Origin of the sequence: Pseudomonas siliginis, from assembly GCF_024072275.1 — a bacterium.
Lineage (GTDB): Bacteria > Pseudomonadota > Gammaproteobacteria > Pseudomonadales > Pseudomonadaceae > Aquipseudomonas > Aquipseudomonas siliginis.
Window position 1 is genome coordinate 5,124,888 of the sequence record NZ_CP099598.1, and the last position, 24,253, is coordinate 5,149,140.

At 61.5% G+C, this 24,253-nt stretch carries 23 protein-coding genes; 14 read left to right on the forward strand and 9 right to left on the reverse strand.

What is annotated here, in order from left to right; translation table 11 throughout:
• Nucleotides 1-2 precede the first annotated feature (2 nt).
• Nucleotides 3-677 (forward strand): YciC family protein, encoded by a 675-nt coding sequence (locus NF676_RS23530; RefSeq protein ID WP_016773061.1) that lies wholly within the window; start codon nt 3-5, stop codon nt 675-677.
• Between the two features lie 75 nt (nt 678-752).
• Nucleotides 753-1,832 (forward strand): endonuclease/exonuclease/phosphatase family protein, encoded by a 1,080-nt coding sequence (locus NF676_RS23535; protein ID WP_252886839.1) that lies wholly within the window; start codon nt 753-755, stop codon nt 1,830-1,832.
• 11 nt (nt 1,833-1,843) lie between these two features.
• Here the strand turns inward: NF676_RS23535 and NF676_RS23540 are convergent, their stop codons facing one another.
• From NF676_RS23540 to hrpB, 3 genes are all read right to left on the reverse strand, one after another.
• Nucleotides 1,844-2,269 carry a hypothetical protein gene (locus NF676_RS23540; RefSeq protein ID WP_052392144.1) on the reverse strand — a complete coding sequence of 142 codons (426 nt, stop codon included), beginning with the start codon at nt 2,267-2,269 and terminating at the stop codon, nt 1,844-1,846.
• Between the two features lie 13 nt (nt 2,270-2,282).
• Nucleotides 2,283-2,855, reverse strand: a complete 573-nt coding sequence (locus tag NF676_RS23545; RefSeq protein WP_217852787.1) for a hypothetical protein — start codon at nt 2,853-2,855, stop codon at nt 2,283-2,285.
• A 129-nt stretch (nt 2,856-2,984) separates the two neighbouring features.
• On the reverse strand, nt 2,985-5,504 hold the full coding sequence (gene hrpB, locus NF676_RS23550; protein ID WP_252886840.1) for an ATP-dependent helicase HrpB: 2,520 nt from the start codon (nt 5,502-5,504) through the stop codon (nt 2,985-2,987).
• Between the two features lie 110 nt (nt 5,505-5,614).
• Between hrpB and pmcY the strand changes: the two genes are divergently transcribed.
• Together pmcY and NF676_RS23560 are read left to right on the forward strand one after the other, a co-directional pair.
• The gene (gene pmcY / locus NF676_RS23555) at nt 5,615-6,034 is read left to right on the forward strand and encodes a periplasmic Zn2+ metallochaperone PmcY (protein WP_252876951.1); all 420 of its coding nucleotides are present in this window, start codon (nt 5,615-5,617) and stop codon (nt 6,032-6,034) included.
• 13 nt (nt 6,035-6,047) lie between these two features.
• A complete protein-coding gene (locus NF676_RS23560; RefSeq protein ID WP_252886841.1) occupies nt 6,048-6,944 on the forward strand; it encodes a cation diffusion facilitator family transporter in 897 nt (298 codons plus the stop codon).
• Here NF676_RS23560 and NF676_RS23565 read toward each other — a convergent pair.
• The gene (locus NF676_RS23565; protein ID WP_252886842.1) at nt 6,938-7,876 is read right to left on the reverse strand and encodes a DUF6515 family protein; all 939 of its coding nucleotides are present in this window, start codon (nt 7,874-7,876) and stop codon (nt 6,938-6,940) included. The two genes, NF676_RS23560 and NF676_RS23565, sit on opposite strands and share 7 nt — an antisense overlap.
• Nucleotides 7,877-8,326: 450 nt before the next feature.
• On the opposite strand from NF676_RS23565, the gene NF676_RS23570 reads away from it, so the two are divergent.
• Nucleotides 8,327-8,806, forward strand: coding sequence for an Lrp/AsnC family transcriptional regulator (locus NF676_RS23570; RefSeq protein ID WP_007909658.1), 480 nt, complete (start codon nt 8,327-8,329; stop codon nt 8,804-8,806).
• Nucleotides 8,807-8,976: 170 nt separating this feature from the next.
• Entirely contained in the window at nt 8,977-9,186 is a 210-nt protein-coding gene (locus NF676_RS23575) for a DUF2788 domain-containing protein (RefSeq protein ID WP_016773053.1), read from the forward strand.
• On the opposite strand, the gene NF676_RS23580 is transcribed toward NF676_RS23575, so the two are convergent.
• From NF676_RS23580 to NF676_RS23600, 4 genes are all read right to left on the reverse strand, one after another.
• Nucleotides 9,181-9,816: a pseudouridine synthase gene (locus tag NF676_RS23580; protein ID WP_252886843.1), complete on the reverse strand. Its 636-nt coding sequence runs from the start codon at nt 9,814-9,816 to the stop codon at nt 9,181-9,183. The two genes, NF676_RS23575 and NF676_RS23580, sit on opposite strands and share 6 nt — an antisense overlap.
• A 72-nt stretch (nt 9,817-9,888) precedes the next feature.
• On the reverse strand, nt 9,889-11,388 hold the full coding sequence (amn, locus tag NF676_RS23585) for an AMP nucleosidase (RefSeq protein WP_016773051.1): 1,500 nt from the start codon (nt 11,386-11,388) through the stop codon (nt 9,889-9,891).
• A 182-nt stretch (nt 11,389-11,570) separates the two neighbouring features.
• Nucleotides 11,571-13,220, reverse strand: coding sequence for an acyl-CoA dehydrogenase family protein (locus NF676_RS23595; RefSeq protein ID WP_252886844.1), 1,650 nt, complete (start codon nt 13,218-13,220; stop codon nt 11,571-11,573).
• 95 nt (nt 13,221-13,315) lie between these two features.
• Complete coding sequence (locus NF676_RS23600; protein ID WP_252886845.1) at nt 13,316-15,667, reverse strand: hybrid sensor histidine kinase/response regulator; 2,352 nt, start codon at nt 15,665-15,667, stop codon at nt 13,316-13,318.
• Nucleotides 15,668-16,142: 475 nt separating this feature from the next.
• Here NF676_RS23600 and NF676_RS23605 point away from each other — a divergent pair, with 475 nt between their 5' ends.
• The 4 genes from NF676_RS23605 to NF676_RS23620 all read left to right on the forward strand — a co-directional run bounded on the left by NF676_RS23605 (nt 16,143) and on the right by NF676_RS23620 (nt 19,660).
• Nucleotides 16,143-16,940, forward strand: a complete 798-nt coding sequence (locus tag NF676_RS23605) for a hydroxymethylpyrimidine/phosphomethylpyrimidine kinase (RefSeq protein WP_007909650.1) — start codon at nt 16,143-16,145, stop codon at nt 16,938-16,940.
• A gap of 18 nt (nt 16,941-16,958) precedes the next feature.
• A complete protein-coding gene (gene thiE, locus NF676_RS23610) occupies nt 16,959-17,582 on the forward strand; it encodes a thiamine phosphate synthase (RefSeq protein WP_056790629.1) in 624 nt (207 codons plus the stop codon).
• 15 nt (nt 17,583-17,597) lie between these two features.
• Nucleotides 17,598-18,881 (forward strand): glutamate-1-semialdehyde 2,1-aminomutase, encoded by a 1,284-nt coding sequence (hemL, locus tag NF676_RS23615; RefSeq protein ID WP_252886846.1) that lies wholly within the window; start codon nt 17,598-17,600, stop codon nt 18,879-18,881.
• 224 nt (nt 18,882-19,105) lie between these two features.
• Nucleotides 19,106-19,660 (forward strand): tetratricopeptide repeat protein, encoded by a 555-nt coding sequence (locus tag NF676_RS23620; RefSeq protein WP_041477733.1) that lies wholly within the window; start codon nt 19,106-19,108, stop codon nt 19,658-19,660.
• 187 nt (nt 19,661-19,847) lie between these two features.
• On the opposite strand, the gene NF676_RS23625 is transcribed toward NF676_RS23620, so the two are convergent.
• Nucleotides 19,848-20,177: a DUF1820 family protein gene (locus NF676_RS23625; RefSeq protein WP_016773045.1), complete on the reverse strand. Its 330-nt coding sequence runs from the start codon at nt 20,175-20,177 to the stop codon at nt 19,848-19,850.
• Between the two features lie 132 nt (nt 20,178-20,309).
• On the opposite strand from NF676_RS23625, the gene miaB reads away from it, so the two are divergent.
• The 4 genes from miaB to NF676_RS23645 all read left to right on the forward strand — a co-directional run bounded on the left by miaB (nt 20,310) and on the right by NF676_RS23645 (nt 24,247).
• Nucleotides 20,310-21,638 carry a tRNA (N6-isopentenyl adenosine(37)-C2)-methylthiotransferase MiaB gene (gene miaB / locus NF676_RS23630; RefSeq protein WP_041477732.1) on the forward strand — a complete coding sequence of 443 codons (1,329 nt, stop codon included), beginning with the start codon at nt 20,310-20,312 and terminating at the stop codon, nt 21,636-21,638.
• A 284-nt stretch (nt 21,639-21,922) separates the two neighbouring features.
• Nucleotides 21,923-22,915: a PhoH family protein gene (locus NF676_RS23635; protein WP_016773043.1), complete on the forward strand. Its 993-nt coding sequence runs from the start codon at nt 21,923-21,925 to the stop codon at nt 22,913-22,915.
• The gene (gene ybeY, locus NF676_RS23640) at nt 22,908-23,402 is read left to right on the forward strand and encodes an rRNA maturation RNase YbeY (RefSeq protein WP_016773042.1); all 495 of its coding nucleotides are present in this window, start codon (nt 22,908-22,910) and stop codon (nt 23,400-23,402) included. The genes NF676_RS23635 and ybeY overlap by 8 nt, the downstream gene beginning before the upstream one ends.
• A gap of 5 nt (nt 23,403-23,407) precedes the next feature.
• Nucleotides 23,408-24,247 (forward strand): CorC family transporter, encoded by an 840-nt coding sequence (locus NF676_RS23645; RefSeq protein WP_024014438.1) that lies wholly within the window; start codon nt 23,408-23,410, stop codon nt 24,245-24,247.
• The last annotated feature ends 6 nt before the right edge of the window (nt 24,248-24,253 follow it).

The following is a 24,253-nucleotide window of genomic DNA, read 5'->3' on the forward strand; positions in this document are numbered from 1 at the left end:
TGATGAATGCCCTCGAAGTACTGCGCGACTCTTTGTATTTTTTCAAACGCCATCTGGGCAGCATCGTGCAGTTGTGCCTGCCGCTGGTGATTGTCGAAGCTTTCTTGCAGCAGGCGGTCGATCACGCCACCGGGCCGGACACCTTCGCCGGAGTCAGCATCATCGTCGGCCTGCTGGTGTATCCGCTGTACACCGCCGCGCTGATTCTGTTTCTCGATGCGCGCAGCCGTGGCGAGTCGCCGCGCAACCGCGACCTGCTGGCGATGGCCGCAACCCTGTGGCCACGCTTCGCCGTGCTGACCGCGCTCAATACCTTGCTGATTCTGCTGGGCCTGTCGCTGTACTTCCTCCCGGGCCTGATGCTGATGGTCATGCTCGCCTTCGCTGAATACCTGTTGGTGCTGCGCGGCCTCGGGCCGTTGCAGGCGATGAAGGAAAGCCTGCGCCTGACGCGCGGGCACTTCTGGCGCATCCTGCTGTGCATTCTCTGCGTGATGACTCCGTTGTGGTTGCTCAAGGGCGCGACGCTGGCGGTGTACCCCGAACCGCAGAATCCGCTGATTGCCGGGCTGATCGACAGCGCTCACAGCTTTCTGCAACTGTTCACCAGTGTGGTGCTGTTCCGCCTGTTCATGCTGATCAGCGAATTGCCTGACAAACGTAACGGAGCGGTCTGACCGCGCCGTGCTTGGGCTTCGCGGCTGCCGTCAGGTATGCTCGGGGCCACTTCCTGTAACGCTATAAGCCGAGCCATGACCCGTCTGCTGCGCTACACCCTGCTTCTCGTCATCCTTGCCGTCGTCCTGTTCGGCGTACTGCTGTTCAGCCTGACCTGGCGCCCCGATGCCCGCGAAACCCTGCCGGTCAGTTGCAGCACCACGGCGCCGACGCTGGTTCCCGGGCAAGCACTGAAAGTCATGACCTGGAACGTGCAGTTCCTCGCCGGCAAGCGCTACGTATTCTGGAATGATCTGGCCGAAGGCGACGATGAAGCGCCGACCGCCGAAGACATGGCGTTCAGCCTCGACGAAGTGGCGCGGGTGATTCGTGACGAACAACCCGATGTGGTGCTGTTGCAGGAGCTCGATGACGGCGCCAAGGCCAGCGATTACCAGAACCAGCTCAAACTGTTACAGGAACGCGTCGCCGATCTGTATCCATGCAGCACCAGCGCCTTCGACTGGAAAGCCGATTTTGTCCCCGAGCCCCACATCTACGGCAGCGTCGGCCGCCAATTGGCCACGTTGAGTCGCTATCGCATCGAACACGCCGAACGCCTGCAACTGCCCGTCGCACCGAGCAACTTCATCAGCCGCCAGTTCCAGCCCAAAGACGCTTTGCTCGCCGTCAAACTGCCGCTCAGCGATGGCGGACAACTGACCGTGTTCAACACCCACTTGCAGCGCGCCAGCCAGGCGGACGGCAACGTGCAGGCGCAAGTGGCTGCCGTGGCCAAAGTCCTCGACAAGTATGAAAGCCAGGGCCTGCCCTGGCTGATCGGTGGCGATTTCAATCTGCTGCCGCTGGGCCAGTACCGGCGCCTGCCCGTGGAGCGCCGCACGCCCTACTCTGCCGACAGCGAACTGCACTTGCTGTGGGACAAATACCCGATGATCCCGACCAACAACGAGGCTGGCGGCATCGACCGGGCCAAATGGCTGACCCATTACCCCAACGACCCCGGGCTCAACGGCCCGGATCGCACGGTGGATTATCTGTTCTACAGCCCGAAGCTCAAACGAGTGCAAGCCCAGGTGCGACAGGACGATACCTTGCGCATCTCCGACCACTTGCCGGTGATTGCGCGGTTCCTCCTGCCCGCTGCGCCCTGAGCGCTCTGCCCTTAGAAGCCGGGCGGAATGTAACCGGGGACAAACCGGACGCCCAGGCACTTGCCATGCAGGATTCGCCCGTCCTCGATCAGGAACTGTGCAATCTTCTTCTGTTGATCGATCTTCGCCTGCAATTTGCAATCGGAACTGTGCCCAACTTGCTGATAATGCTCGGTGTACACCATGCCGTTGCCGGTATGGGTCATCGAAGTGCCAGCCGCTTCGGTGGTGGTCCAGCTCGCGGACTTGTACCAGGTCAGCACGGCCAAGGGTTCGCCATTTGGGCCGATTTCTTTTTTCATCGAATCAGGCGTGCCGAACAGGTCCAGTGCTTCCTGGAGATCGCGGCCTTCCCAGCGGCTCTGCGCGATAGTGCCACAACCGCTCAAGAGCAATCCTGCCACTAGGGTTGCCAGCCACAAACGTGTGTAAGTCATTGGATGCCCCGGCTTATTTCTTGAGTTCGAGCAGGCTGTCGATGTTGTCCATCATCTGGCTCTTTTGCTGAATCGGCGCGAGCTTGAAGAACATCTGCTGCAGCATCTCGATCATCTGCAGGTATTCCATCTTGCCCACGGCGGCCATGTCGTTTTTCGCGCGACTGCCAGGGGCGCAGGCAAACTTCAGCGCTTGCTGGACCCAGAACTCTTTCGGGGTCTGCCATTGGTTGGCAACTTTCAGATGACGCATGGTGTAGGCCAGACGCTCGATGGATTGGCCATTGATAAAACGCACCTTGCCCGTAGAGCAGTGGGCTTCGAGGTTGTAGACGTCGATCATCGGTTTGCCGGGTTCTTCATACACCAGCGTCACCGCGACCATGGTCGCGCCTTTGGTTTTCTGCGAAGGCACCACCGAGGTGGCATCAGCGACGTACATGATGTTTTTCTGGGGCACGCCATTGCCGTAGATAATCCACCAGTCTCCAATCGGATTGGGCTCTTCGGCCATGGCCGGATTGGAGGCGGCCAGCAGCGCAGCCGACAAGAAGATCAACTTCTTGAGCTTGAAAAAAGAGGTCATGGGCAGTTCCGTTCCTTGGGCCAAGCTGCCAGGCAACAAGGCTTGTTATTGTTCAGGCGGCGATTTTGCGAGCCTGAACAACCAAGGGCAATTAGCACGGATGGGCTAATGGCGCGCAGCCATTGCGGGTCAGGTGCCCCGGGGTTTCGCCCGCGCCGTGGCTTCAGCCACCAGCGGATCATCCGGCCAGTAATGCTTGGGGTAGCGCCCCTTCAGATCCTTCTTCACCTCGGCATAGGTGCTGCGCCAGAAGTTGGCCAGGTCCTGCGTCACCTGCACCGGCCGCCGCGCTGGCGACAGCAGATGCAGCTTGACCACTTGCCGGCCGCCGGCAATCCGTGGCGTATCGGCCAGACCAAACAGCTCCTGCAAGCGCACCGCGAGAATCGGTGGATGGTCGCTGTAATCCAGACGAATCGATGAACCCGACGGCACGCTCAAATGATGCGGCGCCAGTTCGTCGAGCTTCTGCGGCAGCGGCCACGGCAGCAGATTGCGCACGATGCTCGACAGGTCGAGGTTGGCGAAATGGCTCAGCCGCGAGACCTTGCCCAGATACGGCATCAGCCAGTCTTCCAGGGTATTGAGCAGCGCTGCATCGCTGACATCCGGCCATTGGCTGTCGTCCTGAGTGTTCAGATCGAGCTGACGCAGCAGCGCCACCCGCGCCTGCCACTGGCGCAGTTCTGGCGTCCATGGCAGCAGCTCCAGACCCTTGCGTCGCACCAGATTGACCAGCGCCTGACTGCGCGCGTTTTCATCGAGACCGGTCAACGGTTCGCGGCTGAGAATCAGCTCGCCGACCTTGCGCTGGCGCTCGGCACGCAGCACGCCTTCGCGTTCATCCCAATCGAGTTGGTCAACGCTGCGCACTTGCTCGGCGAGCACCGAGTCGAACAGCGCCGGATCGAAATCCGCCGCCAGATAGATGCGTTCTTCGCGCTGGCCCTGACGGCTGCCGAGGTCGGCGATGACAATCCACTCATGCTTCATCAAGCTGTCGGCCTCAGCGAACAGCGCGGCGCGACCGTTGGCCAAGCGGTATTCGGCCCCCCCGGCACGCCGTTGCTGGGCGACGCGATCCGGGTAGGCCAGCGCCAATAGCGCGCCGAGCCAGCGTGGATGCTCGGGATCGTTTACCGGTTCGCTCGGCTTGCCGCGCAGATAGCCGCGATATTGCCGAGCCAATTGCCGGGCACGTTGCACCCCGCCCTGCGCCCCACGACCGGCACGTTCTTGGCCAGAAAGCAGGACCAATCGGCTGTGCAGATCCGCGCCAGCGCCGCGCAGGATATCGCGCTCGCCGAGCAGCGCCGCCACATCGCAGGCCATCGCCGCCAGCCCCAATGCCTGACCGCGCAACAGCAAATGCGCAATGCGCGGATGCGCCGGCAATTCAGCCATCGCCTGGCCGTGGGCCGTCAGCGTGTCGCCGTGCAAGGCGCCGAGCCGTTGCAGCAGATCCTGCGCTTGCGCATACGCGGCCGCTGGCGGCACATCCAGCCAGACCAGTTCGCCCGGGGTCACGCCCCAGCGCCCCAGCTGCAAAGCGAGGCTGGCCAGATCCGCCGAGAGAATTTCCGCGCTGCCATAGGCCGCCAGTTGTTCGTGCTGATCCTGTGACCACAGGCGATAACACACGCCCGGCTCCAATCGCCCGGCGCGGCCGGCACGCTGGGTGGCGCTGGCCTTGGAGATGCGTTGGGTGTCGAGGCGGGTCATGCCGCTGCCCGGATCGAAACGCGGCACCCGCGCCAATCCGGCATCGATGACCACGCGTACGCCGTTGATGGTCAGGCTGGTCTCGGCAATGTTGGTTGCCAGCACCACTTTGCGCTGACCGGGCGGCGCCGGGTCGATTGCCGCGCGTTGCGCATTGAGGTCGAGTTCGCCGTGCAACGGGCACAGCAGAACGTCTTTGCGCTCGCCGATTGCGTCGACCAGTTGCTGATGTACGCGACGGATCTCCGCTTGCCCCGGCAGAAACACCAACAGGCTGCCGGTCTCGTCGTGCAGCGCTTCGAGCACGGTTTGGGTAACGCGTTGATCGATGTATTCCCCTGGTTGGAACGGCCGGCCCCAGCGCATCGTCACCGGGTACATGCGGCCTTCGCTGCGCAGGATCGGCGCGTCATCGAGCAAGCCCGCCAGGCGCTCGCCTTCGAGGGTGGCCGACATCAGCAGAATCTTCAGCGGCTGTTCAGCGCGAAACAGCTCGCGACCGTTCAGACTGAGGGCCAGCGCCAGATCGGCGTCGAGACTGCGTTCATGAAATTCGTCGAAGATCAGTAAGCCCACACCCTCCAGCGCCGGGTCGTCCTGCAAGCGCCGGGTGAGAATGCCTTCGGTGACCACTTCGATACGCGTCTTCGGGCCGACTTTGCTGTCGAGGCGGATGCGATAGCCGACGGTTTCACCGACCTGCTCGCCGAGCTCGCTGGCCAAACGTTCCGCCGCTGCGCGCGCGGCCAGACGCCGTGGTTCGAGCATGACGATGGTCTGCCCGGCCAGCCAGGCTTCGTTGAGCAAGGCCAAGGGCACGCGGGTGGTCTTACCGGCGCCGGGCGGTGCTTCGAGCACGGCTTCGTGGCGTGACGCAAGGGCTTCACGCAGGGCGGGTAAAACATCGTCGATCGGCAAAGAAATCATGCTGGCTCCCAAACAGAGCGGCGAGTATAACGACGAACTGTCTGACGTTCGTCAGGGTCTTAACTTCACAAGACGAAGCTTCGTTATTTGATGACTCAGGAGACATTTCCATGCGCTTACCCTCTCGCCTGATCGGCGGTGTTCTGGTCACCACTCTGCTCACGCAACTCACGGCGTGCGGTTCGATTTTCTACCCGGACCGCCGTGGCCAGATCGACGGCAAGATCGACCCGGCGATTGCCGTGCTCGATGCCGTCGGCCTGCTGTTCTACATCATTCCCGGGCTGATCGCGTTTGCCGTCGACTTCGCCACTGGGGCGATCTATTTCGAACCGGGCCACACCGCGCAGATCGATCCGGCCAAGCTCAAGCAAGCCATCGGCCCGGACGGTCAGGTCGACAATCACAAGTTGCAGGCGATTCTCGAGAGCGAACTGGGTAAAGACTTTCCTCTCGACGACCCGCGCCTGATCCAGCACAAGGGCAGCACTCAGCAACTGGCGATGTTCGGCCTGCAACCCGCCGCTTGAATAAGGACGTTCAATGACCTCCAGCCCCGAACACGCCCGCCTGCTGCGGCTGGCGACCCGCGCCTCGGTGGCGGTCGCGTGCACGCTGATCGTCGCCAAAGCGATTGCCTGGTGGCTCAGCGGATCGGTGAGCATGCTCGCCGGCCTCACCGACTCGGCGCTGGATGGCGTCACTTCAATGCTCAATCTGCTGGCGGTGCATTACGCCTTGCGTCCGGCGGATGACGATCACCGTTATGGCCACGGCAAAGCCGAATCGCTGGCGGGCATGGCGCAGGCGTTGTTCATCGGTGGCAGCGCGGTGTTGATCGCGTTTCAGGCCTACGAGCGCTTGCAGAAACCAGAGCCGCTTGGCGCGCCGTGGCTGAGCATCGGTGTGATCGTGTTTTCCCTGCTGCTGACGGCGGCGCTGCTGATCTTGCAGCACCGGGTGATCAAGCAGACCGGCTCCAACGCCGTGCGTGCCGACTCCCTGCATTACCGTTCGGACCTGCTGCTCAACGGCAGCATCCTGATCGCGCTGGTGTTGGCGGGAATGGGTTTTGCGCAACTGGACGCGTGGTTCGGGCTGGGGATCGCCGTGTACATTTTCTGGAGCGCGATTCAGATCGCCCGGGAAAGTTTTTCGGTGTTGATGGACGAGGAGTTGCCGACCGATGTCAGCCAGCACATGCTCGAACTGGCGTGCAGCGTGCCGGGGGTGCTCGGTGCGCATGACTTGCGCACGCGGATCTCGGGCAACCACTGGTTCGTGCAATTGCACCTGGAATTGCCGGGCGAACTGACCCTGTCAGTCGCCCATGGCATCAGCGATCAAGCGGCGGCGGCGATTCACAAGGAATATCCGAAGGCCGAGGTGCTGGTGCACGCCGACCCACAGGAAGTGGTGCTCGCCGCCCGCACTCAGTAATTGACTTGGTAACCGCGACTGCTCAGGCAGTTGCCCTGCGCCTGGCGATAGGCCTGAACCACTTCGGGTGCCGGTTGGTAGGTCGCGGTGCGCGGGTCGAAACCGCTTTGCTGCACCGCGTACTGCGAGCACTGGTAACCGTCCTGCTGCACCTGCTGCGGTGACTGGCCGTTGGCCGGGTAGGCTTCGACGTCATAGCCTTGAGATTGCGGTTGCGGCGGTTGCTGCAGCGGCGGCTCGACCACCACGTAATCCTGCGTCGCCTCTTGATAGGCGTAATACGAGCCGGCGGCGAGGAACAGCAGCGAGCCGCCGATCCACACTTCACGGGCGTAATCCGGCAAATACTGGATGCGGATCCCGCGCGGCGGCTGCACGACGATGTAGCGCGGGCCTTGCGGGCGATACCAGTAGCCGCCGGAATAGAAGTAATCCTGACCGCGATACGGCACGCGGTAATCACGATCCGGGAAACGATCGATCACATGGCCCGGACGATATTGCGGGCCAGGCCCCCAGCCATTGCCATGACCGTTCGGCCGTCCCGGCCAGCGGTTGTCATCGGGACGTGGCCGCGTCTGCCATTGCTGATTGTGGTAACCGTTCTGCGGGCGCTCGTCGCGGTAGTAACCCTGACGCGGCTCCTGAGTCTGGTGCACGGCGTCGGGTCGCGGCTGGATCGGCAGGTTGTTGCCCGGCTGGCGAGGCGATTCTGGACGATCATCGACACGGTTGCGGTTCTGCCATTGACCGTCATTGTTGTGCGGCTGGCCGTTGTGCTCGAACTGACGGCTGTTGTCGCCACGGATGATCCCGTCGTTCTGCGGCCCGTTGCCCGGCCCGCGATTCTGCGGCTCATCGGCCAGCGCTTGCGCACTGACACCCACACACAGCAAACCAACACCGGCCAGACGCCAGATGCGCGAATTCATGCTTTTCCTCACTGTGGGAGCCTGTCGTTGGCAGGGCTTGTTGCTGAGACTCGAAACAGCCCCATCGGGTTCTGCAACAGGTTATCAGTCGCGCGACTTATTTATTGAGGCGCCAACATGAAATCGCAGGCAAGAAAAAAGGGAGACCCGTCGGCCTCCCTTCTGGAGAACTTCGTCCTGGCTCGACGCTTTTGACGTCGGCTCACCTCACGCCGTCTTCTGGACAGTGTGCAGCTCGGGGGCCGGCACATCCCCGGTGGGGGTGGCGGCCGCGGCGGGCCTGATTGGGCGGGCCGCGTGGACTGTGTTACCGAGCAGTGATTCTGGTGTTAAGAATAAGCCTGAGGCTGCGACAGAGGATTGCGAAAATTGCTCAATTAAACACCGCTTGCGCAATTTTTAACCCTGGATAGATAATCCGCCGCAATAGTTACGACCAAGGACAGATTGATGAGCAAACTCGACCGGTATGACCTGAGTATTTTGGCGGAATTGCAGCGCGACGCCCGTATCTCCAACCAGGAACTGGCCGAACGCATCGGTCTGTCGCCCTCGCCTTGCTCGCGCCGGGTCAAGCAGCTGGAAGACGATGGCTATATCTCGCGCCAGGTGGCGCTGCTCGATCGCAAGATGCTCGGCTTGAGCCTGACGGCGTATGTACTGATCGGCATGGACCGGCACACCCCCGAGCGCTTCGAGAATTTCGAGGCGGCAATCCGCACATTGCCGCAAGTGCTGGAATGCAGTCTGGTGACCGGAGTGGATGCCGACTACCAGTTGAAAGTGGTGGTGCCGGATATGGATCACTATCAAAAGTTGCTGTTGGGGCATCTGACCCGGATCGAGGGGGTCACCAGCGTGCGGTCGAGTTTTGTGCTGAATCAGGTGCTCAACAGCACCGAACTGCCGCTGACTCATTTGCGTAGCTGATATCGCTTTCGCGAGCAGGCTCGCTCCAACAGGGGAATGCATTTCAACCTGTGGGAGCGAGCCTGCTCGCGATGGGGCCTGCACAGGCGACGCAGATCAATGCCCCGCCATCCGCCCTTGGCGTATACTCGCCGCCGCCCTTTCAGCCCTGTCCGCGCCGGAGATCGCCAATGGATCCAGCACTGTTTGAAGAGTGGATGATGACCGGTCTGGTCAGCATCCTGATCATTTTCATGGGTTTCATCGTCTGGGATCTGGCGAAGAAGTCCAAGGCCGGGCGGTTCGGCTCGTTCATTCTGTTTTTCGTGCTGGGCCTGGGCGTGGCCGCGTTCATCATCAAGAGTGTGGTGATCGGCCTGATCGAGTCCGGCGCCTTATAAGCGCGCCGGCACTTCCCGCCACTGGCCCTGATCCAGCCCTTCAAGGGTCCAGTCGCCAATCCTGACCCGCACCAGACGCAAAGTCGGCAGCCCGACCGCCGCCGTCATGCGCCGCACCTGACGGTTGCGCCCTTCGCGAATCACCAATTCCAGCCACGAAGTCGGTATGGTCGCGCGAAAGCGTACCGGCGGATTGCGCGGCCACAACTGCGGCTCAGCCAGTTGCCGCGCTTCGGCGGGCAGAGTCATGCCGTCATTCAGCTCGACGCCATCACGCAGGCGCTGCAACTGCTCAGCCGTCGGCTCGCCTTCCACCTGCACCCAATAGGTCTTCGCCAGTTTGTGTTTCGGATCGGCGATGCGCGCCTGCAACTGGCCGTCGTTGGTCAGCAGCAACAAACCTTCGCTGTCACGATCCAGACGTCCGGCCGGATAAATCCCCGGCACATCGATGTAATCCTTGAGCGTCGCCCGCCCCTCACCGTCGCTGAACTGCGTCAGCACATCGAAGGGTTTGTTGAACAGGATCAGCTTCGGCTCAGCCGGTGGTGCTTTTGCGACACGGCGTGGCGAGGACGATTGCGGCTTCACACCGGGACGGCGCGAAGGTGGACGGGGCGGACGGGACATAAGAGACAGAACATTTAGCGGTCAGGGCTGACAATGCTAGTGCCCCGACCGCCAAATGACCACGACTAACCGTTAACGGAATGGCGGCTCGTCGAAGCTGCGCAACTTGCGCGAGTGCAGCGAGTTGAGTTCGGTACGCAGCAGATCCACCGCTTCGATGCCGATTTTCAAATGCTGGCTGACCGCGCGCTCATAGAAGGCGTTGGCCGAGCCCGGCAGTTTGATTTCGCTGTGCAGCGGCTTGTCCGAAACGCAGAGCAACGTGCCGTACGGCACCCGCAAGCGATAACCCTGCGCTGCGATCGTGCCGCTTTCCATGTCCACCGCAACGGCGCGGGACAGGTTGATCAGCGGCCGTTCCTGAGCCCAGCGAAGTTCCCAGTTACGGTCGTCGTAGGTCAGGACCGTGCCGGTGCGCAGGCGCTTCTTCAGATCGTCGCCCTTCTCGCCAGTGACATTCGCCGCTGCCTGTTGAAGCGCAAGCTGCACTTCGGCCAGTGCCGGGATCGGAATATTCGGCGGCACCACGCGATCAAGAATGCCGTCGCGGCGCATGTAGGCGTGGGCCAGCACGTAATCGCCGATGGTCTGCGACTGACGCAGGCCACCGCAGTGGCCGATCATCAGCCAGCAATGCGGACGCAGCACCGCCAGGTGATCGGTGATGTTCTTGGCGTTGGACGGGCCGACGCCGATGTTCACCAGCGTGACACCGTGGCCGTCGCTGGCGATCAGGTGATAGGCCGGCATCTGGTACCGGTGCCAGACCACACCGGCGGCAATCGCCGAGGCTTCGCCGTGATCCATGCTCTTCTCGATGATCACGTTGCCCGGCAGGACCATGCGCACGAAGCGCGGGTCGCGGCGCAACTGCTCCAGACCATGAACGATGAACTGATCGACGTAGCGATGGTAGTTGGTCAGCAGAATCCACGGCTGCACATGGCGCCAGTCGCTGCCGGTGTAATGCACCAGACGGCGCAGCGAGAAGTCCACGCGCGCCGCATCGAACAGTGCCAGCGGCAGCGGATCGGTGTTTTCCCAGTCGTAGAGGCCGTCGGCAATGCCATCGGTCGCGGCGGACAGATCGGTACTCGGGAACACCCGCGCCAGCACCGCCGCAGTGACGCCGGAACCGGCCAGTTCATCGCCCTGCTCGACCACATACGGATACGGAATATTCTGCTGGCTGACGCCGACTTCGACGGTCACGGTGAAGTCGTGCATCAACGGCGTCAGTTGTTCGAGCAGGTATTTGCGAAACGCCGCCGGGTGAGTGACGGTGACGCTGTAAGTACCGGGCAACTGCACCTTGGCGTAAGCGCGGGTGGTCTGCGGCACTTCGCCCTGGCAGTGGTAGGTCAGTCGCAGTTCGGGATAACGAAACAGGGCACGCTGTTCGGCGTCGGGTTCGACGCGGTCCTTGAGGTAACGCTTGAGGGCAGAATTCAGCGCAGTGGTGGCCCGCTCATGCAGCTCGGCCAGACGATCCACGGCTTGTTCGGCGGTTTGAACGACAATAAACGCTTCGGTCACGATCAGCTTCCTGTGTTCTGACTTGCAGAGCTTCATCTTGCCTGCATCGTGGACGCACGGGAACAGTGGCGTTGTGGCGACACTTAAATCTGCAGACCAATGATGTCCTCTGTGGGAGCGAGCCTGCTCGCGAATGCGGTGGATCATCCAATAAAGATGTCGACTGACACACCGCTTTCGCGAGCAGGCTCGCTCCCACAGGGGGGATATGACGTGGGTCAGAAAAGCTGTGGAGTCGAGCGCGCGACGATGGCTTCGACGTCCAGCCCACGCGGCAACGCGCCGTAGACGCGACCTCCACCGCTCAGACGGCTGGCAATGAAGGCATCACTGACCACCGAGTTGCCCGCCTCGAGCAACAGCTTGGCCTGCAAACCGAGCGCAATGTCCTCGGTCAACTGCCGCGCCCGATACTGAATATCACTGGTGTCCTTGAATTGCGCCTGCAACTGCTGAATATGCGCAGCCAGACGCTTGTCGCCATGGCCGTCGCCCAGTTCGCTGAACAGCACATCGAGCACGCCCGGTTCTTTTGACAATGCGCGCAGCACGTCGAGACATTGCACATTCCCCGACCCTTCCCACGTCGAATTCACCGGCGCTTCGCGGTACAGACGCGGCAGGATGCTGTCTTCGACATAACCGGCGCCGCCCATGCATTCGGCGGCTTCGTTGATCATTCCTGGCGCACGTTTGCAGATCCAGTATTTGCCCACCGCCGTCACCAGCCGCGCGAATTGCGCTTCGTGGCGATCATCCAGATGATCGAGCGCCTTGCCCATGCGCAGACTCAGGGCCAGCGCGGCTTCGCTCTCCAGCGCCAGATCGGCCAGCACGTTTTGCATCAGCGGCTGCTCGCTGAGCAATTTGCCGCCGACCTTGCGATGCGCGCAGTGATGGCTGGCCTGGGTCAGCGCCTGGCGCATCAGCGAACTGGAACCGACCATGCAATCGAAACGGGTCATCGCCACCATCTCGATAATGGTCGGCACGCCGCGCCCTTCTTCGCCGATCATCCACGCCAGCGCCCCACGAAACTCCACTTCGCTGGAGGCGTTGGACTGGTTGCCGAGTTTGTTTTTCAGACGCTGAATGTAGAACTGATTGCGCGTGTCGTCCGGGCGATGGCGCGGCAGCAGGAAGCAACTCAAGCCCTTGTCGGTTTGCGCCAATGTCAGGAAGGCGTCGCACATCGGCGCCGAGCAGAACCACTTGTGCCCGACCAGTTCATAAGCCTGACCCGGGCCGCTGGCGCCGACCGGATAAGCCTTGGTGGTGTTGGCGCGCACATCGGTGCCGCCCTGCTTCTCGGTCATCGCCATACCGATGGTCACGCCAGCCTTGTGCGCCATGCCGACGTTGCGCGGGTCGTAGTCGGTGGCGAGGACTTTCGGCAGCCACTGTTCGACCAGGTCCGGCTGCAAGCGCAGGGCCGGCACGCTGGCGAAGGTCATAGTCAGCGGGCAACCACTGCCGGCCTCGGCCTGGCTGTGCAGGTAGGTCATCGACGCGCGGGCGACATGTGCGCCGTCCTGCGGGTGTGCCCAAGGCAGCGAGGTCAGGCCATGTTCGATCGCGGTGCGCATCAGCTCGTGGTAGGCCGGGTGAAACTCGACCAGATCGATGCGATGGCCGTAGCGATCATGGCTGGCAAACACCGGTTTGTTCTGGTTGGCGAGAAACCCCGCTTCCATCAAAGGCCCACCCGCGAGTGCGCCATAGGCATCGATGCGCGACTCGGCCCAACCGGCGCCAAAACGCCGCGACCACTCCTGTAACGGCAGATCGATGCGGTACAGGTTGGTGCCGTCCAGCGACGGCGGCTGATTGGTGACTTCGTGGGTTTCGGCGAACTGATGCAGGTTCATGACGGCGCTCCGTGTTCAGCAATGGCACCAGTTAAGCACTGGTGCTTTTTTGAACAAAGTGTCATAGACGCCGTTTTTGCGGCGCTTTTACCCCATCAGCAACTGAGCACGCGGCGCTGTAATGCAGCCTGCAGATCCTCGAATTTGACCGGTTTGTGCAGATAGTCGATAGGCGCGCCCGGGGCGCATTGCTCGCGATCCGCACCCAGCGCCAGCATGAATACCGGCAAGTGCGCACAGCCCGGCAATGCATGGATCTGGCAGCACAGCGATGCGCCTTCGTGGCGGGGCAACTGGCAATCGATCAGCACCGCATCGAAACTTTCCCGTTGCAGGCAGTCCAGCGCGGCGGCGCCGTTGTCAGCGCTGCGCACGCGGAAACCGAGCTTGAGCAACATGCCACGCATGACCAGTTGATTGACGCTGTTGTCGTCCACCAGCAGCACCGTGCAGTCCTGCGGCGCACGAATGCAATCGCGGGTCGGCTGATCCGCAGGCGCTTCGATCACCGGCAGTTCGAATTCGACATCGAGTTGGAAGCGGCTGCCGCGTCCCGGCTCGGAACGATGGGTGAGTTTGCCGCCGAGCAATTCGACCAGCTGCCGACAGATCGCCAGCCCCACCCCCAGGCCGCCGTATTCGCGAGTCATCGAACCATCGAGCTGGAAGAAACGCTGATACAGGGTCGCCTCGCCCAGATCAGTGAAACCGATACCGGTGTCGATCACCGCGAACGATAGCGCCATGCGCTCATCCGCCGACGGCCGCCCGGTAACGCGCAACGCCAGCCCGCCGACGCGGGTGAACTTGATCGCATTGTCCAGCAGGCATTCCAGGCACTGCGCCAGTTTCGCGCTGTCGCCGAGCAAGCGATCAGGCAGGGTCGGCAGCACCTCGACCTTGAAGTCCAGCGACTTGCTCGCTGCATTACCTTCGAACTGCGCGCGCAACGCCTCGACCACTGCGCGCAGGCTGAAACTGCCCGGCGTCGCCTTGAGTTTGCCGGCCTGCAATTCAGTGAGCGTGAGGATGCCATTGACCATGCGCATCATGTCGCGAGCAGAACCGGCGGCGGTTTGTTGATATTGCTCAAGCTCGGGATCGAGGTCGACGGTCTGCATCAGCTCCAGCGAACCGATCACGCCGTTCATCGGCGTGCGCAGTTCGTGGGTCAACGTCGCGAGGAATTCATCCTTGAGCTTGTTGCTGTGGGCCAGTTGCTGGTTGAGCACTTCGAGTTTCTGCCCGGCGTCGAACAAGGTCTGCGCCTGTTGTTCGCGCATGGCGTTGATGCGGTCGGCCAGCGCCAGCGACAGCAGCGCCACCTCGATGGCCGAGCCGATCTGGCTGGCGTACATGGTCAGGAATACGTTGGGCAGCAGTCCCAGCACCATCAGCGTGTTGACGATGCCGCCGAGCAGGAACGCCGACCAGGCGATGATGAAGTAACGCGCCACCCGCAGGCCGCGCCACCAGGCAAGAATCCCGGCAGCAAAGATCACCACGGTGAAGGTCAGCGCCAGTGTGGTCGCCAGGCGCAGGGCCAGGGCGTAACTGGTCATCAGCGACAGGCCGATCACCAGCGCACTGAAGGCAATCAGGCCGATCAGCAAGCGGTCCAGCCAGGGGCTGTGGGTCTTGGTCTGCAGGAAACTGCGGGCGAACTGGCTGCCGAACAGACCGGCGCAACCGATGAAGAACGGCGTCGCGGCGTTGGCCCACCATGGGTTGTCCGGCCAGAAATACTCGACCGCCGCACCATTCACCGACAATTGATAGAGGCCGAACGAGCCGATATAGAAGATGTAATAGAGGTAACTGGTGTCGCGCACGCTCAGGTAGATGAACAGGTTGTAGACCAGCATCCCCAGCAGCACGCCATAAATGATGCCAAGTACGTACAGGCGCACCGGCTGGTCTTCGAGGTATGCGCTGCTCGACCACAACGTCACCGGCGCCTGGATCGAGCCTTCGCTGGCCAGGCGCAGGTACAGCGTCTGCTGTTGATCCGGTTTGAAGGGAAGGTCGAACAGGTAGTTGTTCTGGCGGATCTCGCGACTGGCGAAAGGCAAGGCATCGCCGGTCTGGCGCACCAGTCGGTATTCGCCGCTGGTGTCAGGCAAGTACAGGTCGAGGTGATCAAGCGGCGGATACGCCAGTTCCAGCAGCCACGTGCGCTGGGCGGCCGGGTTGCTCGGGCGGTAATGCAGGTCGATCTTCAGCCAGAACGCCGAACGCGAGTAACCGGCGTTGAGCGTGGCTTTGTCGTGGGCTTTGAACTGGCCGGCGGCGTCTTGCGCGCGGACGTCGGCAATCGTCGCCTGACCGCTCGGGTCTTCGAACACTTGCAGCGATCGGCCCAGTGGCAGGCTTTGGGTGAATTCGTCGAATTCGACAGCGCTCGCCATGAGGGGCAAGCAGAACAGCAACATCAGCAAATAGCGCATTGAAGCCCCAGCGTGGCTCGTCCGGTTGTGTCAGGAAGCCCCCCATTCCCTTTGAGTAGACGTAAAACCGGTATTACCTGTGATTGTTTGGATCCAGCCTAGCATAGCCGTTGATGGCCATTGAGCACCATGGAAATTTTTCCTACAACGGCTCTAGAACGGGCGTTCCAGGGCAAAGCACCGAGATAGAGCTGTTGGGTTGGTCAACTCGCGACGACAGCCTCCTTGATAGATGACCAATTGTGGCGAGGGGATTTATCCCCGTTCGGCTGCGAAGCAGTCGCAAGTCCATCCAGCGAGGTGTGTCAGAAAGAACCGGATTGCAGGGTTTGGGGCCGCTTCGCAGCCCAACGGGGATAAATCCCCTCGCCACAAATGTGCTCCAAATAAAGACTGCGGGGTTGTCCGACAATCTGCTCGCAAACACCGTGAGTACTGAACCCCAAAATCAGCTTTGGTGGTAAGCTCGCGCACCATGAATATCTACAGCTCCCGCCCCGTTGTCCTCTGTCTCTCCGGCCACGACCCCAGTGGTGGCGCCGGCTTGCAGGCAGATATCGAAGCCTTGCTCGCGCAGGGTTGCCATGCGGCTCCGGCCGTCACCGCCCTGACCGTGCAAGACACCGTCAACGTCACTGACTTCCGCGTCCTCGACCGTGAGTGGGTACTGGCCCAGGCCAACGCCGTGCTCAACGATTCCGAAGTCGCCGCAGTGAAACTGGGCATGCTCGGTTCGCTGGAGATGGTCGACACGGTCGTCGAACTGCTCTCGGCGCACCCGCATCTGCCGGTGGTCTGCGACCCGGTGCTGCGTGCCGGCGGCGGCGGACGCCTGGGCAAGGACGAGGTCGGCTATGCGATGCGCGAGCGTCTGCTGCCGCTGTCGATCATTGCTACCCCCAATCTTCCTGAAGCGCGCATCCTCGCCGAACTGCCCGAAGGCACGGCCGACGAGTGCGCAGAAAAACTCCTGCCATTCGTCAAAAACCTGCTGATCACCGGCGGCCATGGCGACGAAACTGAAATCCACAACCGCGTGTACAGCCGCGACGGCCTGCGCGAAACCTTTATCTGCCAGCGCCTGCCGGGCAGCTATCACGGCTCCGGTTGTACGCTGGCCAGCGCCCTCGCCGGTCGCCTGGCTCAGGGCGAACACCTGGCCAGTGCCGTGCGCAGTGCGCTGGATTACACCTGGCGCACTTTGCGCGATGCCGAACAACTGGGCAAAGGCCAGTTCGTGCCGCGTCGCCTGCCGCTGGATTTCTGCTCGTAACGTCGTGAGGTCTGCCCGATGAAACTACGTGGCCTGTATGCCATTACCGACAGCCAGTTGCTGGCCGGCAAGTTTCTGTCTTACGTGGAGGCGGCGCTCGACGGCGGCGTCACCCTGCTGCAATACCGCGACAAGAGCAGCGACGAGGCCCGCCGTCTGCGCGAGGCCGAAACGCTGCGCAACTTGTGCGAGCGCTACAAGACGCAGTTGATCATCAACGACGACGCCGAGTTGGCCGCGCGCCTCAACGTTGGCGTGCACTTGGGCCAGACCGACGGCCCGCTGTCGCCGACCCGCGCCCTGCTCGGTTCGAAAGCGATCATCGGTTCGACCTGCCACGGGCAAATCGCTCTGGCCGAACAGGCTGCCAAAGAAGGTGCGAGTTATGTCGCCTTCGGCCGCTTCTTCAATTCCACCACCAAACCCGGTGCGCCGAGTTGCAGCCTCGACTTGCTCGACGAAGCCAAACGCACGCTGCACTTGCCGATCTGCGCGATCGGCGGCATCACCCTCGATAACGCCGCGCCCCTGGTCGAGCACGGTGTCGATCTGCTCGCCGTGATCCACGGTTTGTTCGGCGCCGAGAGCAGCGCCGAAGTGACCCGCCGCGCCCGCGCCTTCAACGAACTTCTGAAAATCTGATTTGAGAGCCCGATCATGTCTCGTTCCGAAACCCTGTTTGCCAATGCTCAGAAACACATTCCCGGCGGCGTCAACTCGCCGGTGCGCGCGTTCAAGAGCGTTGGCGGCACCCCGCTGTTCTTCAAACACGCCGAAGGCGCTTACGTCACCGACGAAGATGACAAGCGTTATGTCGATTACGTGGGTTCGTGGGGGCCGATGATCCTTGGCCACAGCCATCCGGACGTGCTCGACGCGGTGCGCAATCAGCTGCAACACGGCCTGTCCTACGGCGCACCGACGTCGATGGAAACCGAGATGGCCGATATGGTCTGCTCGCTGGTGCCGTCGATGGAGATGGTGCGCATGGTCAGCTCCGGCACCGAAGCGACCATGAGCGCGATCCGTCTGGCCCGTGGTTACACCGGTCGCGACAGCATCATCAAATTCGAAGGCTGCTACCACGGCCACTCCGACAGCCTGCTGGTCAAGGCCGGTTCCGGCGCTCTGACCCAGGGCGTACCGAGCTCGGCCGGCGTGCCTGCAGCGTTCGCCAAACACACCCTGACCCTGCCGTTCAACGACATCGACGCGGTTGAAGCGATGCTCGCCGAAGTGGGCGAAGAGGTGGCGTGCATCATCGTCGAGCCGGTCGCCGGCAACATGAACTGCGTGCCGCCAGCGCCGGGCTTCCTCGAAGGCCTGCGTTCGCTGTGCGACAAGCACGGCGTGGTGTTGATTTTTGACGAAGTGATGACCGGTTTCCGCGTCGCCCTCGGCGGTGCCCAGGCGCACTACGGCGTGACGCCGGACCTGACCACGTTCGGCAAGATCATCGGCGGCGGCATGCCGGTGGGCTGCTTCGGCGGCAAGCGCGAGATCATGCAGCGCATCGCCCCGCTCGGTCCGGTGTATCAGGCAGGTACGTTGTCGGGTAATCCGCTGGCGATGGCTGCCGGCCTGACGACCTTGCGTCTGATCAGCCGCCCGGGTTTCCACGCCGAATTGACCGACTACACCGCGCGCATGCTCGACGGTCTGCAGCAGCGTGCCGATGCTGCGGGCATCCCGTTCGTGACCACTCAGGCCGGCGGCATGTTCGGTCTGTACTTCAGCGGCGCCGACGACATCGTCACCTTCGACGACGTGATGGCCAGCGACGCAGCAATGTTCGGTCGCTTCTTCCACCTGATGCTGGAAGGTGGCGTGTACCTGGCGCCGAGCGCTTTCGAAGCCGGTTTCACCTCGATCGCCCATGGCGAAGCCGAGTTGCAACTGACACTGGACGCCGCCGAGCGCGCCTTCGCCGCATTGAAATAATCGCCGTACCGCTGACGTTGGCTATGGCCAGCGTCAGCTTTCGCCTACATCCGCTCGGTTTTTCCGACATGCCTGCGAAAATCCTGCCCGAATCGGGCGATATATTCCCCACGCAGCAGAAAAACGAGTAAAGACTTTGTAAGGTTGGCCCTGCTTATTTCATAATGCGCGCTTATTGGATCCCTCGACGGGTCCGCGTGCCCTTCAGAGGTAAGTCGATTCCCATGAACCGCACCGGCCGCACCCTTGCATTGGGCTGCCTGTTGCTCCTTCAGCCCCTGCTCGCGCATGCACAAGCAGGCGGCAACTCGTTGTTGATCCCGGCGATGGGTCGTTGCACCCTCAATACTCAGCCGCAAGATGTCACGCAGGCACTGGCCGCCTGCCAGAAAGCGGCGGACGAAGGGGACGCGCAAGCGCAATACGAGTTGGGTGAGTTCTACTACGACGGCAAGAACGCGCCGCGCGACCTCAATCAAGCCCTGAGCTATTTCGAAAAGGCCTCGTTGCAAGGCCACGCCCAGGCGCAATACAAGCTCGGCAGCATGTTCTTCCACGGTGAAGGTGTGCAGGCCAACAATATCCAGGCCTACATCGTGCTGAAGATGGCAGCGGTCAACGGTGCCGAAGAGGCGCTGGACACGGCCGACGAAGTCTCGGAAAAGATGTCCCGCGAAGATCTCGAAACCGCCACTCAGGTGCTCGGGCAGATTTTCCGCAAATACCTGATGGAACTGCAGAACGCCGATGGGCGTACGCCGTTTTCACCACTGCCCTAAAGGCTGTGGAGATTACCTGTGGCGAGGGGATTTATCCCCGTTGGGCTGCGAAGCGGCCCCAAAACCTGCAACCCGATTCTGTCTGACACACCTTGCTGAATGGAGCTGCGACTGCTTCGCAGCGCAACGGGGCGGTGCGACGTTTCGCTAAATCCCCTCACCACAAACTCATTCCCAGAATCTGCTGTTACTTCTCAGGCATCGGCATCGGAAACGGCATGACATTGCCGACCGCGCCACGGGCTTCGCTGATTTTCGGTGTACCCAGACGTTCGACTTCATCGATGCGCACGATCGAATGCATCGGCACAAAACTGCGCACCACGCCTTCGAATTGCGCCTTGAGCTTTTCTTCGCTCGGATCGACGACCATTTGCGTGCGCTCGCCAAAGACGAATTCTTCAACTTCCAGGAAACCCCACAGATCACTTTGATAGATCTGCTTGGCGTACATTTCGAACACCTGGCCCTGGTTGAGGAAAATCACCTTGTAGATTGGAGCTTCGCGTTTGGTCATGGCGGGCGGATAACATCGGGGTAAAAATGAGGGCGCGAACTATAGCATAGCCACCGGACGCACAGCGGTAGGAACCTGACGGCTTGTTCCCTATAATGCGCGGTTCTTTGAATCACGTGACGACCCGAATCCATGGCCAAGAAGCTTTACATCGAAACCCACGGTTGCCAGATGAACGAGTACGACAGCTCGCGCATGGTCGATCTGCTGGGCGAACATCAGGCCCTGGAAGTCACCGCTCGCGCGGAAGACGCCGACGTGATTCTGCTCAACACCTGCTCGATCCGCGAACGCGCGCAAGACCGCGTGTATTCGCAGCTCGGCCGCTGGCGCGAACTGAAGCTGGCCAACCCGGACATGGTCATCGCTGTCGGCGGTTGCGTGGCCAGTCAGGAAGGCGCGGCGATCCGCGATCGCGCTCCCTACGTTGACGTGGTGTTCGGCCCGCAGACCCTGCACCGTCTGCCGGAAATGATCGACGCCGCGCGCAGCAGCAAGCTGCCGCAGGTCGACGTCTCGTTTCCGGAAATCGAAAAATTTGACCACCTGCCCGAGCCGCGTATCGACGGCCCGAGCGCTTATGTGTCAGTGATGGAAGGTTGCAGCAAGTACTGCACCTTCTGCGTGGTGCCGTATACCCGTGGTGAAGAAGTCAGCCGGCCGTTCGACGACGTGATCGCGGAAATCATTCACCTTGCCGAACACGGCGTGCGTGAAGTGACCTTGCTCGGGCAGAACGTCAACGGCTATCGCGGCCAGACCCACGACGGTCGCCTGGCCGATCTGGCCGAACTGATCCGCGTGGTCGCCGCTGTCGATGGCATCGACCGCATCCGCTACACCACGTCGCACCCGCTGGAGTTCTCCGACAGCCTGATCCAGGCCCACGCCGAAGTGCCGGAACTGGTCAAGCACCTGCACCTGCCAGTGCAGTCGGGCTCCGACCGGATTCTCGCGGCGATGAAGCGCAACCACACGGCGCTGGAGTACAAATCCAAGCTGCGCAAACTGCGCGCTGCGGTGCCAGGAATCTGCATCAGTTCGGACTTCATCGTCGGCTTCCCCGGTGAAACCGAGAAAGACTTCGAACAGACCATGAAGCTGATTGCCGATGTCGGCTTCGATTTCTCCTACTCGTTCGTCTACAGCCAGCGCCCGGGCACGCCCGCTGCCGATCTGGCCGACGACACCCCCGAAGAATTGAAGAAAGAACGCCTGAACGCGCTGCAACATCGTCTGAATCAGCAGGGCTTCGAGATCAGCCGACAAATGGTCGGCTCGATCCAGCGCATTCTGGTGACCGATTATTCGAAGAAAGACCCAGGCGAGCTCCAGGGCCGTACCGAGAATAACCGTATCGTCAACTTCCGCTGCGACAATCCCACCCTGATCGGCCAGTTCGCCGATGTGCACATCGACGCCGCGCAACCGCACTCGCTGCGTGGTTCGCTGGTTCAATAACACCATCGCATTGTGGATGGGGCTTCTGTGGTGAGGGGATTTATCCCCGATGGTTGGCGCAGCCGACCCAAAACCTGCACTCCGGGTGATCTGATACACCTCTGATAATGGTTTCAGGACCGCTTCGCGTCCCATCGGGGATAAATCCCCTCACCACCAAATGACCCCGCCAGCCACAGAGAATGGGTTCGAAAGCAGCGTCGATATTTAAGAGCTTTCGCACCCAGGCCACTGGCGTTATCCTTGATTTCATCCTAATTGCCCCAGGGCGGCTAAATACGACCTTGAACGCACCCATCGAACCACATCGTTTTCTCCTCGAGCCTTTTGAGGCTCGCCGCTTCGCCAATCTGTGCGGGCAATTCGACGAGCATTTGCGCTTGATCGAACAGCGCCTGGCCATCGAGATCCGCAATCGCGGAAACCAGTTCGAGTTGATTGGCGATCCAAAACTCACCACGTCCGCGGAAAACCTGCTGCGCCGCCTGTACCGGGAAACCAAGGGTACCGAGCTGTCGCCAGACCTGGTGCACCTGTTCATTCAGGAATCAGCAGATATCGACAACCCGGCACCTGCCGAAGCGACCGTCGCCCTGCGCACCAAGAAAGGCATGATTCGCCCGCGCGGCTTGAATCAGCAGCGCTACGTGAAGGAAATCCTCGGCAACGACATCAACTTCGGCATCGGCCCGGCCGGTACCGGCAAGACCTATCTGGCCGTGGCCTGCGCGGTGGATGCGCTGGAGCGCGAGCAGATCCGCCGCATCCTGCTGGTGCGTCCGGCAGTCGAAGCGGGAGAAAAGCTCGGCTTCCTGCCCGGCGATCTGTCGCAAAAGATCGACCCGTACCTGCGCCCGCTCTACGACGCGCTGTACGAAATGCTCGGTTTCGAATACGTCGCCAAGCTGATCGAGAAACAGGTGATCGAAGTCGCGCCGCTGGCCTACATGCGCGGTCGTACGCTGAACAACAGCTTCATCATTCTCGACGAAAGCCAGAACACCACCGTCGAGCAGATGAAGATGTTCCTCACGCGCATCGGCTTCGGCTCCACCGCCGTGATCACCGGCGACATCACCCAGGTCGACCTGCCGCGCGGCACCAAGTCCGGGCTGCACCATGTGATCGAAGTGCTCAAAGACGTGCCGGGCATCAGCTTCACCCACTTCCAGCCCAAGGACGTCGTGCGCCACCCGTTGGTGCAGCGGATTGTCGAGGCCTACGAGCGCTTCGAAACCCGTGCCGAAGCCGCGAAGGAAGCCTCGCGCGATGCTTGAGCTGGATCTGCAAATCGCCACCGAGGCCAGCGCGCCGAGTGAAGCCGAGTTCCGCCAGTGGTGCGAACTGGCCCTGCGCCAGCGCAGCGCTGATTCGGAAATGACCATTCGTCTGGTCGACGAGGAAGAAGGCCGCGAGCTCAATCACACCTGGCGCCACAAGGACTACGCGACCAACGTGTTGTCGTTCCCGGCGGAAGTGCCTGACGAGTTTCTCGATATCCCGCTGCTCGGCGATCTGGTCATCTGCGTGGCCGTGGTCGAACGCGAAGCCGCCGAGCAGGGCAAGGAACTAAAGGCCCACTGGGCACATCTGGTCATTCACGGCTGCTTGCATCTGTTGGGTTACGACCATATAGATGACGACGAAGCCGAGGAAATGGAAGCACTGGAACGCGAGTTGCTTGCTGAACTGGGCTATCCCGATCCGTACGCGGACGACGAAACCGAACACTCCCCCATCGTTACAACAAAGGATTCAGAGTAATCGCTATGAGCGAAGATCGATCGAGCAACGGGCAGAAGTCATGGCTGGGTAAGCTGACCCAGGCTTTTGCCCACGAGCCGAAGAACCGTCAGGAGCTCCTCGAGCTGCTGCGTGATGCACATCAGAACAAACTGCTGGACAGCGAAGCGCTGGCCATCGTCGAAGGCGCCATCCAGGTGGCTGACCTGCAAGTGCGCGACATCATGGTGCCGCGCTCGCAGATGGTCAGCATCAAGGCGACCCAGACACCCCGCGAATTCCTCCCCGCCGTGGTCGACTCGGCCCACTCGCGCTATCCGGTCATCGGCGAAAGCCATGACGACGTGATGGGCGTGCTGCTGGCCAAGGATCTGCTGCCGCTGATCCTCAAGGAGAACGGCGACAGCTTCAACATCAAGGACCTGCTGCGCCCGGCCACCTTCGTGCCGGAGTCCAAGCGTCTGAACGTGTTGCTGCGTGAGTTTCGCGCCAACCACAACCACATGGCCATCGTCATCGACGAATACGGCGGTGTGGCCGGTCTGGTGACAATCGAAGACGTGCTCGAGCAGATCGTCGGCGACATCGAGGACGAGCACGACGTCGAAGAAGATAGCTACATCAAGCCGCTGCCCAGCGGTGATTTCCTGATCAAGGCGCTGACGCCGATCGAGAACTTCAATGAGTTCTTCGACAGCGAGTTCTCCGACGACGAGTTCGACACCGTCGGCGGCCTGGTGATGAGCGCGTTCGGGCACTTGCCAAAACGCAACGAAACCACTGAAATCGGCGCTTATCGTTTCCGCATCCTGAACGCCGACAGCCGTCGGATTCACTTGCTGCGACTGACGCCTATCGCTCGTTAATTCTAA

Bases quoted from the DNA above. Each gene is read 5' to 3' on its own strand.
- NF676_RS23530 (WP_016773061.1), top strand. From the start codon at position 3: ATGAATGCCCTCGAAGTACTGCGCGACTCTTTGTATTTTTTCAAACGC.
- NF676_RS23535 (WP_252886839.1), top strand. From the start codon at position 753: ATGACCCGTCTGCTGCGCTACACCCTGCTTCTCGTCATCCTTGCCGTC.
- NF676_RS23540 (WP_052392144.1), bottom strand. From the start codon at position 2,269: ATGACTTACACACGTTTGTGGCTGGCAACCCTAGTGGCAGGATTGCTC.
- NF676_RS23545 (WP_217852787.1), bottom strand. From the start codon at position 2,855: ATGACCTCTTTTTTCAAGCTCAAGAAGTTGATCTTCTTGTCGGCTGCG.
- hrpB (WP_252886840.1), bottom strand. From the start codon at position 5,504: ATGATTTCTTTGCCGATCGACGATGTTTTACCCGCCCTGCGTGAAGCC.
- pmcY (WP_252876951.1), top strand. From the start codon at position 5,615: ATGCGCTTACCCTCTCGCCTGATCGGCGGTGTTCTGGTCACCACTCTG.
- NF676_RS23560 (WP_252886841.1), top strand. From the start codon at position 6,048: ATGACCTCCAGCCCCGAACACGCCCGCCTGCTGCGGCTGGCGACCCGC.
- NF676_RS23565 (WP_252886842.1), bottom strand. From the start codon at position 7,876: ATGAATTCGCGCATCTGGCGTCTGGCCGGTGTTGGTTTGCTGTGTGTG.
- NF676_RS23570 (WP_007909658.1), top strand. From the start codon at position 8,327: ATGAGCAAACTCGACCGGTATGACCTGAGTATTTTGGCGGAATTGCAG.
- NF676_RS23575 (WP_016773053.1), top strand. From the start codon at position 8,977: ATGGATCCAGCACTGTTTGAAGAGTGGATGATGACCGGTCTGGTCAGC.
- NF676_RS23580 (WP_252886843.1), bottom strand. From the start codon at position 9,816: ATGTCCCGTCCGCCCCGTCCACCTTCGCGCCGTCCCGGTGTGAAGCCG.
- amn (WP_016773051.1), bottom strand. From the start codon at position 11,388: ATGAAGCTCTGCAAGTCAGAACACAGGAAGCTGATCGTGACCGAAGCG.
- NF676_RS23595 (WP_252886844.1), bottom strand. From the start codon at position 13,220: ATGAACCTGCATCAGTTCGCCGAAACCCACGAAGTCACCAATCAGCCG.
- NF676_RS23600 (WP_252886845.1), bottom strand. From the start codon at position 15,667: ATGCGCTATTTGCTGATGTTGCTGTTCTGCTTGCCCCTCATGGCGAGC.
- NF676_RS23605 (WP_007909650.1), top strand. From the start codon at position 16,143: ATGAATATCTACAGCTCCCGCCCCGTTGTCCTCTGTCTCTCCGGCCAC.
- thiE (WP_056790629.1), top strand. From the start codon at position 16,959: ATGAAACTACGTGGCCTGTATGCCATTACCGACAGCCAGTTGCTGGCC.
- hemL (WP_252886846.1), top strand. From the start codon at position 17,598: ATGTCTCGTTCCGAAACCCTGTTTGCCAATGCTCAGAAACACATTCCC.
- NF676_RS23620 (WP_041477733.1), top strand. From the start codon at position 19,106: ATGAACCGCACCGGCCGCACCCTTGCATTGGGCTGCCTGTTGCTCCTT.
- NF676_RS23625 (WP_016773045.1), bottom strand. From the start codon at position 20,177: ATGACCAAACGCGAAGCTCCAATCTACAAGGTGATTTTCCTCAACCAG.
- miaB (WP_041477732.1), top strand. From the start codon at position 20,310: ATGGCCAAGAAGCTTTACATCGAAACCCACGGTTGCCAGATGAACGAG.
- ybeY (WP_016773042.1), top strand. From the start codon at position 22,908: ATGCTTGAGCTGGATCTGCAAATCGCCACCGAGGCCAGCGCGCCGAGT.
- NF676_RS23645 (WP_024014438.1), top strand. From the start codon at position 23,408: ATGAGCGAAGATCGATCGAGCAACGGGCAGAAGTCATGGCTGGGTAAG.